The 13,007-nt window shown below is 28.4% G+C and carries 11 protein-coding genes; 6 read left to right on the forward strand and 5 right to left on the reverse strand.

The genetic code is table 11. The features are described from left to right. Positions 1-57 precede the first annotated feature (57 nt). Positions 58-1,440: a peptide MFS transporter gene (locus tag Q3287_RS00620; protein ID WP_054277028.1), complete on the reverse strand. Its 1,383-nt coding sequence runs from the start codon at positions 1,438-1,440 to the stop codon at positions 58-60. 255 nt (positions 1,441-1,695) lie between these two features. Here Q3287_RS00620 and Q3287_RS00625 point away from each other — a divergent pair, with 255 nt between their 5' ends. Continuing rightward, positions 1,696-2,043 carry a cupin domain-containing protein gene (locus Q3287_RS00625; RefSeq protein WP_054270727.1) on the forward strand — a complete coding sequence of 116 codons (348 nt, stop codon included), beginning with the start codon at positions 1,696-1,698 and terminating at the stop codon, positions 2,041-2,043. Positions 2,044-2,060: 17 nt separating this feature from the next. Beyond that, positions 2,061-3,095, forward strand: coding sequence for a DUF6398 domain-containing protein (locus Q3287_RS00630; RefSeq protein WP_407963331.1), 1,035 nt, complete (start codon positions 2,061-2,063; stop codon positions 3,093-3,095). Between the two features lie 48 nt (positions 3,096-3,143). Here the strand turns inward: Q3287_RS00630 and Q3287_RS00635 are convergent, their stop codons facing one another. Further along, the gene (locus tag Q3287_RS00635) at positions 3,144-4,193 is read right to left on the reverse strand and encodes a PTS transporter subunit IIC (protein ID WP_054270725.1); all 1,050 of its coding nucleotides are present in this window, start codon (positions 4,191-4,193) and stop codon (positions 3,144-3,146) included. 274 nt (positions 4,194-4,467) lie between these two features. Here Q3287_RS00635 and Q3287_RS00640 point away from each other — a divergent pair, with 274 nt between their 5' ends. Beyond that, positions 4,468-6,003 (forward strand): hypothetical protein, encoded by a 1,536-nt coding sequence (locus Q3287_RS00640; protein WP_407963332.1) that lies wholly within the window; start codon positions 4,468-4,470, stop codon positions 6,001-6,003. A gap of 134 nt (positions 6,004-6,137) precedes the next feature. Here the strand turns inward: Q3287_RS00640 and Q3287_RS00645 are convergent, their stop codons facing one another. Then, positions 6,138-6,839: an aspartate/glutamate racemase family protein gene (locus tag Q3287_RS00645; protein ID WP_407963333.1), complete on the reverse strand. Its 702-nt coding sequence runs from the start codon at positions 6,837-6,839 to the stop codon at positions 6,138-6,140. Positions 6,840-6,964: 125 nt separating this feature from the next. Here Q3287_RS00645 and Q3287_RS00650 point away from each other — a divergent pair, with 125 nt between their 5' ends. Beyond that, positions 6,965-8,368, forward strand: coding sequence for a PLP-dependent aminotransferase family protein (locus Q3287_RS00650; protein WP_407963334.1), 1,404 nt, complete (start codon positions 6,965-6,967; stop codon positions 8,366-8,368). Between the two features lie 379 nt (positions 8,369-8,747). Further along, positions 8,748-10,016: a glutamate 2,3-aminomutase gene (gene eam, locus Q3287_RS00655; RefSeq protein ID WP_054277022.1), complete on the forward strand. Its 1,269-nt coding sequence runs from the start codon at positions 8,748-8,750 to the stop codon at positions 10,014-10,016. 92 nt (positions 10,017-10,108) lie between these two features. Here the strand turns inward: eam and Q3287_RS00660 are convergent, their stop codons facing one another. Both Q3287_RS00660 and Q3287_RS00665 read right to left on the reverse strand, forming a co-directional pair. After that, on the reverse strand, positions 10,109-10,465 hold the full coding sequence (locus Q3287_RS00660) for a hypothetical protein (protein WP_054270721.1): 357 nt from the start codon (positions 10,463-10,465) through the stop codon (positions 10,109-10,111). Positions 10,466-10,615: 150 nt separating this feature from the next. Continuing rightward, positions 10,616-11,710 (reverse strand): AI-2E family transporter, encoded by a 1,095-nt coding sequence (locus Q3287_RS00665; protein WP_054270720.1) that lies wholly within the window; start codon positions 11,708-11,710, stop codon positions 10,616-10,618. 467 nt (positions 11,711-12,177) lie between these two features. Between Q3287_RS00665 and Q3287_RS00670 the strand changes: the two genes are divergently transcribed. Beyond that, complete coding sequence (locus tag Q3287_RS00670; RefSeq protein ID WP_054270719.1) at positions 12,178-12,999, forward strand: MoxR family ATPase; 822 nt, start codon at positions 12,178-12,180, stop codon at positions 12,997-12,999. The last annotated feature ends 8 nt before the right edge of the window (positions 13,000-13,007 follow it).

Here is a 13,007-nt window from a genome sequence, read left to right on the forward strand (position 1 = left end):
GAGGTATTATGTACCTCGATTTTTTATTATATTTTTTACTCTATTTAGAAAAAGTTTTTAATTTGATAATTCTACTAATTTTTTGTTCATTATAAGCAATATAATTCCAAATAGTAATAAGAATGATGGTATTACTATGAATACTTGTAACATACCAAGCTGGTCTATAATAGCTTGTGTATAACCAGATAATTTATTTGCTGCAAATTTACCTAAAAACCAAACACCCATTAGAAATGAAATATATTTTTCAGGTGAAAGTTTATTTACCATACCATATCCAACTGGAGAAAAACAGATTTCTCCTATACTTTGGAATGTTAAAAATCCAACTACCCAAAATACACTTGCCTTATGAATAGAATTAGGGTCTGTTCCTGTTTGCATAACTGCTACTATCATGAATAAAAATGCAATAGCTAATAGTATAAATCCTAGACTCATCTTCTTAGGTACACTTAAATCACCTTTTTTAGTTTGAGATAGCTTTACCCATACTAGAGCAGATATAGGTCCAAGGATGACACAAAGAAGACCATTATATGAGTCTATCCATGAAGTTGGGATTTGAAAATTACCAACAGCAAGATTTATGTGTTCCTTTGTATATAAGGCAATAGACATAGAGGCTTGATTGTATGCTATCCAAAAAAATACTGTAAAGAAAGCTAAGACTAATATTACCACTATTCTTTTTTTCTCAACTAAAGTTAATGGTTTGGAAGCTAACATCTTCTTATATTCAAGTGATTTCTTTATAGATTCTCTTCCATTACTAAATTTATTATTTGAAGATTTATAAAATTTTTTGTTGCCAAGGATAAAAAATAATAAACCTATTAGAACAGTAATTGATGAAAATAAGAACACATATCTATAACCATACATGTTTATAGAGGCACCACTTTTCATAGCAAACCATTCATTAGCAACTAAACCACATACTAAAGGTCCAAATAATGTTCCTAAATTGGTAGCCATGTATGTAATAGAGAAAGCTCCATCTTTTCGTGGGTCATCATTAGTATATAGATTTCCTACCAAAGTGTGTAGGTTGCCTTTATAAAAACCTATTCCTAATCCAGATAAGAATATCATGATATTTATATCCATTTTACTATCTGCTAAATATCCTAAAAAATAACCAATTGATACCATTATCATTCCAAGTATAATACAGTTTTTGGGACCTAAAAATCTATCACTTACCCATCCACCAATAACTGGAGAAAAATAAGTCCATGCCAAAAAAGATGCAAGCATTGATGCTGATTCTGCTGGTGTTAATCCTAAACCACCTTTGGATACTTGTTCAGCTAAAAATAATAATAATACCAACTTCATACCATAGTATGCAAGTCCTACAAAGGTAAATATTGAACAGCAGAAATATAAATCCTTAGGTTGTTTAAGTTTTTCTTGAGTTTTTGAAACTGACATATGTATAGAACCTCCAGATAAAAAATTTAACAAAAATTTCCCATACTATATGAGTATATGTTTTTTTGTTAGAGACGTCAACTTATGGGACAATTTAATTAAATTGCAATATATGTAAAAATAGTGTCATTTTTATATATTCAGTAATATTTTTTTATGAGAATATATGTTATTATTATATTAAAATACAACATATTATGGAAAGGATATGCCAATTTAGTAGTTAGATTGATTGTTTGGCAGGTGGGATGAGCTATGATAAGAAAGAAATCTGAATTACAAGTAGAATTAAAAGAAAATTTGAATGGTGGTATTGGAAAAGTTAGGCTTGAAAACATAATACAAAATGAAGAGCTTAAAGGAAAAGGAAGACTATTTAAAAGAATAGCTTTACCAGCAGGAAGTTCAATTGGTGTGCATGACCATACAACAGATTTTGAAGTATACTATATATTAAAAGGAAAAGGTAAAGTATTTGATAATGGGGAGTTTATAGAAGTTAATGAGGGTGATGTAGTGTATACAGCTGATGGTGCAAAACATTCTATAGAAAATATAGGAGAAGAAGAACTTGAATTTGTAGCACTAGTTTTATATATGTAAAATATGGAGGAGAAGTCATGACAAGCAAGATAGAAGAAATTAAAGACAAGATAAATAGATTTTGCAACTCCAATTTGAATCAAGAATATAAAGATATAAGTTTTAAAATTTTGCAAAACCTTTTGGATAATAACAAAGAAACAATTCATTCTTCTAGAGCTGATATATGGTCTTCAGCTATACTAAATATAGTTTTGGAGCAAAATCTTTTATATAATAAGAAGCATCCATTACATATAACAAAAAAAGAATTTTCAAAACAAATAGGTGTTTCTTTAAACACTATAAATAATAAATCATCTTTGATAAAAGAAGTTTGCAGTATTGACTTTTTAAATCAAGATACTATAGCTATCTCTAATGTAGAATTTTGGGTTAAAGAGACAAATTATAAATCCAATTCTATAGACTTAGATTTAGAAAAGAAGAAAATATTGTATAAAAGATACATTAAGCTATCACAAGATGCTAATAGCAATATTGAATCAATTAGATATATGGAAGAAGCTGTAAATATAGGGAAAAGTATGATTACAAAAGAAGATAAAGAGCTTGGATTTTGGAAAGGTCTATCTACTAGAGCTTATATGATAGCGCTTGAATCTCTTGCTAGGAAGCTAGAAAGTATTGACAACTTAAATGAGTCCAAAAAAGTATTAGAGTATTTAATAGCAATTAATCCTAGTGATGAACAAGGAATAAGATATAAGTTGTTAAATATATTGATTAGATTAAATGATAGAACTTCAATAAATAAATTATTTGAGCTTTATAAAGAAGAAAAGTCTGCTACATGGATGTACAGTAAAGCTCTTTATTACTTTAAAAATAACAGTATGTTTTTAGCAAATGACTCTATTAAGGTTGCTAAAAGTAAAAATAAATATATTGGATTATATTTATTAGACTGGAGAAATGCTTTTGGTAGAGAATTTGTTACAGAAGAAGAAAAGGCTGAAGCTGTATATTACTATGATGAAAATATAGTTCTTTGGAATGAAGTAAAAGGTTCAATAGACTGGTTATTAAAAAAGATGTTGGAATTTTCATAAAAAAAACTACTCCTTACTTTTATACAAGTAAAAGGAGTAGTTTTTAATTTATACATCTAGTTTTAAATCTCCTGGTTTTATTAAACCTTTTTTTCTCATAAATTCTGAAATTAGCAAAGTTACAATAGCAGGAAGTATAAAGTTAAGTAAAAGTATACCAACCCACATAGTTATACCTCCTTTTCCAGCACTCTGCATAGCAGTTACTGTCCCAAATTGGCCAACCAATCCACAAGTACCCATACCAGAACCAATAGGGATATTCTCCATTTTAAATATTGTTGTAGATAATGGTCCAAGTAATATTGAAGCAACAGTAGGTGGAATCCAAATTTTCCAATTTTTTATTATGTTGGGAACCTGAAGCATAGATGTACCAAGTCCTTGTGCAACTAGACCACCTACCCCATTTTCTCTAAAGCTCATAACAGCGAAACCTACCATTTGGCAACAACAACCAACAGTTGCTGCTCCACCAGCAAGACCTCCTAAACTAAGCATCATACAAATAGCTGCACTACTTATAGGTAATGTAAGAGCTATTCCAACCAGTGCAGAGACTAGAGCCCCCATTATGATGGGTTGCATAGTTGTAGCTTGCATTATTATGTTTCCAAATGAAGTCATAAATGCAGAAACAGCTGGACCAATAAGTTGAGCTACAAGTACTCCAATTAGTATTGTTACAGCAGGTGTAACCAATATATCTACTTTTGTTTCTTTTGAAACTAATTTACCAATCTCTACAGCAAAAAGTGTAGCGACAAATGCCCCAACAGGACCCCCTAATTCATTACCACAAGCTCCAACAAGTGCACAAGAAAATAGCACAAGTGGAGGTGCTTGAAGTCCATACGCAATAGCCACTGCTATAGCTGGACCTGTAACTTGTTTAGCAAGAGGGCTTATAACTTCAGTAAAAAGAGAAATATTGAAGTTGTCTCCTAATGTGTTAAAAATTGTTCCAATTAAAAGGGAAGAAAAAAGACCGAGTGCCATGTAACTTAACGCATCAATAAGATACCTTTGAACAGAAATTTCAATGTTTTTTCTTTTAGCAAATGATTTGAAATCTTTTTTTTTGTAATTGATTTCCAATTTAAAGTCCTCCTCATATAATACAAGTATAAATTTCTTTTGAATTAATTATATAACTTTTTAGCTGACAAGACAAATGTTATTTCACTAAAATTAGACTATTGTAATAGTAAGAAATTAACACTAATTTTAGTTTTAAATTTTAAATTTATGGTTTATAATTAGTATAGGGATATTCTGAAATATAATACTTTTCCAGTTTATCCCAATATTTAACTTAGGTAGATTGCTTACAAAACAAATGATTATATATTAGGCTAAAGGAAGTGGATAGATGAGATTTGTAGAAAATAAGAAATACAGAAAAATTGCCATAATTATATCTATTCCTATATTGCTTGTTGCGCAGTACTACCTTTTTAAATTTGGAATACTTAGACCAATGGTAAAGGGAGTAGAAATCGAAATTGTAGATGGGGAATATGTTAAAGATTTAGATAAATATGTAGTAAAACTAAATGAAACAGTTACTTTATCTACTGGCGAATATATCAAGGTTCCTTCATATGCTAAAGACCCAAATATTTGGTTTAATGTGTTGGATAATTCAGGGACTTTAAAAATAGATGGAAATAAGATGACAGCATTAAAGGTTGGGTATTCTTCTGTGGGTATTATGAAGAATTCAAGAGTGTTGAAAAAGGCTACTATAAAGGTAGTAGACCCAGAAGTAGAATCACTAGATATGGAGATTAATGGAGATTTAAAACATGTTGGTGATAGTGCTACTATAGAAAGTACAATAGAGGTTGATTATGACAAATTTAAAAAGTCATATAAACCTATTTATAAGAGTAGTAATGATGATGTGTTAAAAATTAAAGGAAATACAGTAAGTGCAGTTGGAGTTGGAAAAGCCACAATATATGCTAAGTGTGGAAATAAAGAAGTAGAGAGAAGCTTTAGAATTCAAGCTAGAGTTGCTGAAATAAATATGAATGATGTAAAAATAGAAGTTGACCAAAATGAAAAATTAAAACCAGATATAATAACTTCTCCACCTGGTTTAGAGCCACCAAAAATATATTATGAGTTAGCGGATTCAAAGTTACCTGTAGAAAGAGCAATAAGTCTAAGTAGTGATGGAAATATCGTAGGGCTTAGAGAAGGTAAGGAAAGAGTAAGGATAACTTGTGGAGATAAATCTAAAATAATAACTATAACAGTAGTTAAAGAAACTATAACGAATGACTATATACAAAATTTAGTAGGGTCACATAAAATAGTAAATAATAAAGTTATTATTAAGCTTGAATGGGATTATATGAAAGATGTCTTTGATTATGATATATATCTTAAAGACAAGTTGTCAGGAGAATCATTTAAGAAAATAAAATCTATAACTGTAAATGAAAGTGATTTAGGAAAATCACAAAAAGTATATGTTACTATAGAAGTAGATATAAAAGATAATCAAAATTTAGATTTTGATATTTATGTTGTAGGTAAGAAAGATTCAGATACAACTAAACCAAGTAATGTCATAAATATTACTAATGGAAATTCAAATTCAAATGATGATAATAATATTCAAGATATGAAGGTTGAAAACATATCAGCTAATGTTGACAGAGAAAACAATGTTATTAGGGTTAATTGGAGTAGTGTATCTCATAAGGGTTGTACCTATAGTATATATGTAAAAAACAATACTAATGGAGAGGGAGATTTTACATTGTATCAAAGTGATATACAAGGTAATGAGCATACTATAAGTATTCCTGAAGGAGACTTAAATATGGATATCTATGTTGTTGCAAATTACGATGGGAAAAACTCTCAAAATAGTGATGTTATAAACGTAAGATAGATTTGTATACAGATTAAGAGTACTAAGTTTGTGATTTATTGAAAAATTAAATTAAAAAAGGATAGTATAAGTAGAATTATACTATCCTTTTTTATATAAGGGTTTCAAGTTTTTAGTTTAAGAAATATTTTTTATTAATTTAAATAATCTGAAATTGACTTTAATGCAGCTTCTATTGCATGTATTAGTGTTGTATCAAATAGTGGAATAGAAGTATCATTTTGTTTAATTAGAAGACCTATTTCTGTACATCCTAATATAATACCATCTACACCTTGCTCACCAAGCGTATCTATAATAGCTAAGAAAGCTTTCTTTGAAGATTCAGATACAATTCCTACACAAAGTTCGTTAAATATTGTATTATTTATTATTACACGTTCTTCTTCAGTTGGAACTAAAACCTCAATTCCATTATTAATAATTATATCTTTATAAAAATCTTGCTCCATTGTATATTTAGTACCCAATAAAGCTACTTTTTTTATTTCTTTTTCTTTCAATACTTCAGCAGTTACATTTGCTATGTTTAGTAGTGGGATGTGTATCTTTTCTTGTATTTTATCTGCTACTTTATGCATAGTATTAGTGCATATAACAATAAAATCTGCCCCTGCATTTTGTAATTTAATTGCAGCATCAGATAGAATTTTAGCACTTTTTTCCCAATTTCCACTAGACTGGCATTCTTCAATTTCTTGAAAATCTACACTGTAAAGTATACATTTAGAAGAATGTAGCCCACCTAATCTTTCTTTTATTACTGTATTAATAACTTGGTAATATGTAATGGTACTTTCCCAACTCATTCCTCCAATTAAGCCTATAGTCTTCATATTGATACCTCTCTTGTTCTATGTATTTGGAAATAGCTATTTACAAATACAAGTATAGCATCTAGAATAAAAGCATACAATAATAAAATTGTATGGAGGACAATTATATTAAAAGGAGTAATTATATGCCAATAAATTCATTTGAAAACTATCCTATGACATGGAAGCCAAAATTAAATAGTCGAAAGCCACCAATATATAAAACTTTGGCGATGTTATTAGAAGAAGATATTAAAAGAGGAAATTTAAATCCTGGAGATAAATTACCTCCACAACGAGAATTAGCAGATTTTCTCGATTTAAATTTGAGTACAATAACACGAGCATTTAAACTTTGTGAAGAGAAGGGGTTGATATGTGCAAAAGTGGGAAAAGGAACTTTTATTTCATCTGATGTAAATGTGAGCAATACATTGTTATATCAAACAGAATCAAAAGATATAATTGAACTAGGAACAGTGCATCCTCCCTATGAGCAAAATACATATATTGTTGATTTTATTAAAAATGTGTTAAAACAACCAGAAATGGATAGGTTTTTGCAATACATGTCTCCGTCTGGTACATATATGCAAAAAAAATCAATTGCAAAATGGTTAGAAAGAAATAATTTATATACTAATGAAGAAAATATACTACTATCTGCAGGTGCTCAGAATGCTATATGTGCAACTTTACTAGGGTTGTTTAAAACTGGTGATAGGATTGCTACAGATTCTTTGAGTTTTTCTGGAATTAAATCAATAGCTAAAATGATAGGTATTCAATTGATTCCAATTCCTCAAGAAAATAATGAAATGTCAGCAGAATCTCTTGAAAGTTACTGTAAAAATGAAAATATAAAAGGCATATATCTTATACCAGACTATCATAATCCAACAACACATTCTATGTCTAACTTGTCTCGTCAAAAAATAGCAGATATAGCAAAAAAGTATAATATAATAATTATTGAAGATGCAATAAATAGTATTCTTAGACCTAATATACAAACGCCTATATTTTCTTTAGCTAGTAACAATACTGTATATATTTTTAGCACGTCTAAATTTTTATGTGCTGGTCTTAGAATAGCATTTGTAGTTGCTCCAAAAGGCTATATGGAAAATCTAGAAAAAGCACTATATAACATGAATTTAATGGTATCTCCATTTATGGCAGAAATAGTACACCGTTTACTATATTCTCCTATTATAGATAAGATTATAGAAGAGAAAAAAGATGAGATTGTAAAAAGAAATGAAGTTGCTGATAAAATTTTATCAGATTACAGTTTAATTGGTGATAAAAATTGTAGTTTTCGTTGGTTACTTCTTCCTGACGAATTGGATGGAAAGTCATTTGAAATATGTGCAAAAAATCTAGGAGTTCAAGTGTATTGTGCTGAACGTTTTTCTGTTGGCAATTCTACAGTACCAAAAGCAATTCGTATTTGTGTAACAGCTCCAAAGGATGTAGAAGAATTGGAAAAAGGTCTGAATATAATAAAGTCACTTCTTAAGAATCAGAGCTATTTTACTATGATTTAATTAAATAAATAAAAAAGCGGAGAAATTTATTATAATAAGCCTCCGCTTTTATTATTTAATGAAATACTTTATTTTCTATTAAAATTTTAACTTTAATAATCTTGAAAATATAATCGTTTTATGGTAAAATAATTCTTAAAAATAGAAAAAATTAATCATTTGTTAAAAAAAATGCATAATATATTGTAATTTATTGACGAAAGTGGAAAAATATTCACAAATGTGTAAAATAACAGAAAAAATGCAAAAATAAGTTCAATTTTATTTGTTATAAAATCTATATGGCAAAGTTAAATTTGCCTATCAGAATGATATAAACACATCAGAAAGGAGGATGCTATCAAATAATATGAGTAGTTAATTTTGATAGCGAAGAATTATGAATGAACAAACTAGAATATCCTTAGAGAGAGCTGCTGAACTAAAATCAAAAATTGATGATTATATTCAGGCTAGAAAAACGATTAACAGAGGGCTTGAAAAAGAAGAAGAGATAAATAAACGAAAACAGAAAATATTAAATTTATTAAATGGAACAGAAGAAGATTGGAATAACTACAAATGGCAATTATCAAATAGAATAACAGACGTAGATACTTTATCAAAAATTATAACTCTAACTAAAAAAGAAAAAGAATATATAAAAGAGGTTGGTACTCAGTTTAGATGGGCGATATCCCCGTATTATTTGAGTCTGATAGACCCAGAAGATATATGCGACCCAATAAAATTACTGGCCATACCAACACATATAGAATTGGAAGATGAACAAGAAGATTTAGACCCAATGGGAGAAGAGTACACAAATCCAGCAGGATGCATAACAAGAAGATATCCAGATAGACTGATAATAAATGTAACAAATGAGTGTGCTATGTATTGTAGACACTGTCAAAGAAGAAGAAATATTGGTCAACAAGATTCTCACAAGTCAAAAGCTATTATACAAGAGTCTATAGACTATATTAGAGAAAATGAAGAAATAAGAGATGTGTTGGTGACTGGAGGAGATGCTCTTACATTAAAAGATGATTATTTAGAATGGATTCTTAGTCAACTTAAAGAAATACCACATGTTGATTATGTCAGATTAGGAACTAGAACTCTTGTTACAATGCCACAAAGAATTACAGATGAATTTTGTAATATGCTAAAAAAATATCATCCTATATATATAAATACACATTTCAATCATCCAATGGAAATAACTAAAGAATCTAAAGAAGCTTGTGAAAAGCTAGCAAATGCAGGAGTTCCATTAGGAAATCAAGCAGTGTTATTGAATGGTATAAATAATGATAAATTTGTAATGAGATGTTTAAATCAAGAATTATTAAAAATAAGAGTAAAACCGTATTATATATTCCAAAGCAAGCATGTAAAGGGAACAAAACATTTTAACACATCAGTGGATGATGGTCTTGAAATAATGGAGTATCTAAGAGGATATACATCAGGAATGGCTATACCAACATATATAGTTAACGCTCCAAAAGGAGGAGGAAAAACTCCATTACTTCCACAATACCTTGTATCAAAAGGAACAGATTATGTTATGCTTAGAACATGGGAAGGTAAAGTTGTAAAAATGGAAGATGAACCTGCTGTAGATATAAAGAAACTTATAAAAGAGCAAGCTCAAGATTAATAAATATTTAAATTGCAAAAAAAAGAAACAACTTTAAAATAAAAATAAAATGGATGCTAAATTTATATCAATTTGCATCCATTTTTTATTAGTTATTTATTATTTTGTTGTTGATTAACTAATTCAAGATATCCACTTGGGTGGAAGTAATATATCTCAGAAGTATTTTCATTTACAAAGTAACCGATGTCACCATCTGCATCTGGTAAAAATACATAACCGTTAAGATTTTTAGCTTTTAATGCTTCGAAATCGCTAGCATTTCCTTGATATATGTAATCAACTTCATTGTTGTATTTTATTAAAAGTTCTTTAGCTTGTTCTTGAGTCAATTTAGTATTTTGGCTTACAGGAACATTCTTTTGTGAATCAGCATAAGAAGATTCATTTACTGGTGCAGTTAATAACAAACAAGATAAAACTAATAAAGATATAAGTGCTTTTTTCATACTAAAACCCTCTTTCGTGTTTAATTATATAAGATTCATTACTTAATAATATTGTATGTTTCCTATAATTAAATATTACCATTAAAGAGAATAATATTACAGTTACACAGCTGTAACCTTTGATTACAAAATCGTAATTAAATTGTATTTTTATTCCATCTGTATTTTATCATGTCTACGATTTACAAATTCACAGAAATATATCTTTATAACACCCATCACAGGGGCTGATAGAATCATGCCTGGTATACCAAAAAATCCTCCTCCAACAGTAACTGCTAGTATTGTAAAAAATGGACTAAGACCTAGTTGTCCACCTACGATTTTTGGTTCTATAAATGTAACTTCAACTTGCTGAATTATTATTAAATAAATCAAAGAAGTTAGTGCAGTTGTCGGATTAGAGAATAAATTAATTATTACAACTGGTGCCATACCTATTACTGGACCAAAATATGGAACCATATTCATAACACCCATAAGCGTACCAAATAACAGTGCATATTCAGATTTTAAAAAGTAAAGACCAATTCCAGAAAGTACTCCAACTATAAAAGAGTCTAGAATCTTTCCTGTAAAGTATTTACCAATATTCATGTTTAAGCTCTGACATAATTCTATTATAAAATCTCCATACTTTTTACCCAAAGAAATATAAACTATCTTCTTCGTAAATAATAAGAATTTTTCTTTTTCTAATAATATATAGAAACAAATTATAAAACCTAAAAGAAATTGTACTATAAATTTTCCAACAGAGAATGTAGTACTAAATATTCCTCCAAGTGAGCCAATAAGCAAGTTACTAAACTTAGGCATTACACTCATAATTTTGTCACCGTATTCTTTTAGTGTGTTAGGGTCTACTGATTGTAAACTTTTACCTAAATCAAATAAAAACTGCTCTGTTTTATCTATATATGTAGGAACTTGAGATACCAAATCAGCTAAACTATTTACTATGGATGGAACTGTAAATAGTATAAAGGCAATTAGTATAACTATGAGTACACCATAAGTAAGAAGTAATGAATATATTCTCTTAAAATTTAGCTTGCTTTCCAAAAACTTTACTAATGGATTGAATATATATGCTAATATAAATGCTATTATAAATGGTGTCAATAGTGACATTAATAGACTTACCATTCCAAAAAAGTATTTATAATTATCAATAACTTTAATTAAGATATATGAAACAACCACCGTAAGTACAATATTTAAATAAATTTTTTTATCTTGCAAAACAACACAACCTTTCTTATATTTGTTAAATTTTAAAATATCTAAATTTAAGTTCAAGTTAATATTTATAGCTTATTATACAATAAAAAGCGGTATTAATATAGTATGATTAATATGAAATTATAAATACATTAAAATTTTATATTTATGATTAAAAATGATGAAAATTAATTAAGTTATGTTTATATATAACTTAATTCTAAAAAAAGTGATATTCTCGGTTAAAGTAAGTTTATTATAATTTAAATTTTGTATAAGATACTCTCTTTTCATGCTTTTTTAAATATATATTTCATTTAATTATGACAAATAAAGATAAAATTTAAATATTTTAGAGGTAATTTTACTTGGATATAGAATTTTAGAATAATACTATACATGTATTGTCTTATTATTTTTTATATCAAAAATAGTAATAAAGTCTCTATATACATTTAGAAAATTATTGTTTAAAAGGAGTAGAACTTATGATAAAAAAAGAAATAGGTAATTTTAAAGGTACTAGTGATTATGTGGTATCACCAGAATTAATGGCATCAGTTAATGTTGCTATTGCTCTTGAAAAACCACTTTTGATTAAAGGTGAACCTGGAACAGGTAAGACCATGCTTGCACAAGCGATTTCAAATGAACTAAAAAAAGATTTAGTAATTTGGAATATAAAGTCAACTACAAAAGCTCAAGATGGTCTTTATGTATATGATACTGTTCAAAGACTCTATGACAGTCAATTTGGAGGAGAAGGAGTAGACGATATTAGTAAGTACATAAAATACGGTAAATTAGGAGAAGCATTTAGTTCAAAGCAACAAGTAATTCTTTTAATAGATGAAATAGATAAAGCAGACCTAGAATTTCCAAATGACCTGCTTTGGGAATTAGATAAAATGGAGTTTTACATAAATGAAACAAAAGAAACTGTAAAGGCTAAACAAAGACCGATAGTTATTATAACTTCAAATGCAGAAAAAGAACTTCCAGATGCATTTTTGAGAAGATGTATATTCCATTATATAGAATTTCCTGATAAAGAGATGATGGAAGAAATAGTCAAAGTACATTTTGATAAGGTAGAAGAACATCTATTAGAACAAGTAATGACTACTTTTTATTGGATTAGAGGGCTAAAAGAAATACAAAAGAAACCTAGTACATCAGAATTAATAGACTGGATACAAGCATTAACTTTGAGTGGAATTCCTATCGAAAAAATAGAGAAAGAAGTTCCTTTTGCAGGAATACTACTTAAAAATAACGAGGATATTGAATCTATGCAAAGACGTTTATAGTTAATAGG

The sequence above is a fragment of the Clostridioides sp. GD02404 genome, assembly GCF_045898275.1.
GTDB lineage: Bacteria > Bacillota > Clostridia > Peptostreptococcales > Peptostreptococcaceae > Clostridioides > Clostridioides difficile_A.

What these genes read in the sequence shown, in the direction of transcription:
- Q3287_RS00620 (WP_054277028.1), bottom strand. Translation starts at nt 1,440, where the DNA reads ATGTCAGTTTCAAAAACTCAAGAAAAACTTAAACAACCTAAGGATTTA.
- Q3287_RS00625 (WP_054270727.1), top strand. Translation starts at nt 1,696, where the DNA reads ATGATAAGAAAGAAATCTGAATTACAAGTAGAATTAAAAGAAAATTTG.
- Q3287_RS00630 (WP_407963331.1), top strand. Translation starts at nt 2,061, where the DNA reads ATGACAAGCAAGATAGAAGAAATTAAAGACAAGATAAATAGATTTTGC.
- Q3287_RS00640 (WP_407963332.1), top strand. Translation starts at nt 4,468, where the DNA reads ATGAGATTTGTAGAAAATAAGAAATACAGAAAAATTGCCATAATTATA.
- Q3287_RS00645 (WP_407963333.1), bottom strand. Translation starts at nt 6,839, where the DNA reads ATGAAGACTATAGGCTTAATTGGAGGAATGAGTTGGGAAAGTACCATT.
- Q3287_RS00650 (WP_407963334.1), top strand. Translation starts at nt 6,965, where the DNA reads ATGCCAATAAATTCATTTGAAAACTATCCTATGACATGGAAGCCAAAA.
- eam (WP_054277022.1), top strand. Translation starts at nt 8,748, where the DNA reads ATGAATGAACAAACTAGAATATCCTTAGAGAGAGCTGCTGAACTAAAA.
- Q3287_RS00660 (WP_054270721.1), bottom strand. Translation starts at nt 10,465, where the DNA reads ATGAAAAAAGCACTTATATCTTTATTAGTTTTATCTTGTTTGTTATTA.
- Q3287_RS00670 (WP_054270719.1), top strand. Translation starts at nt 12,178, where the DNA reads ATGATAAAAAAAGAAATAGGTAATTTTAAAGGTACTAGTGATTATGTG.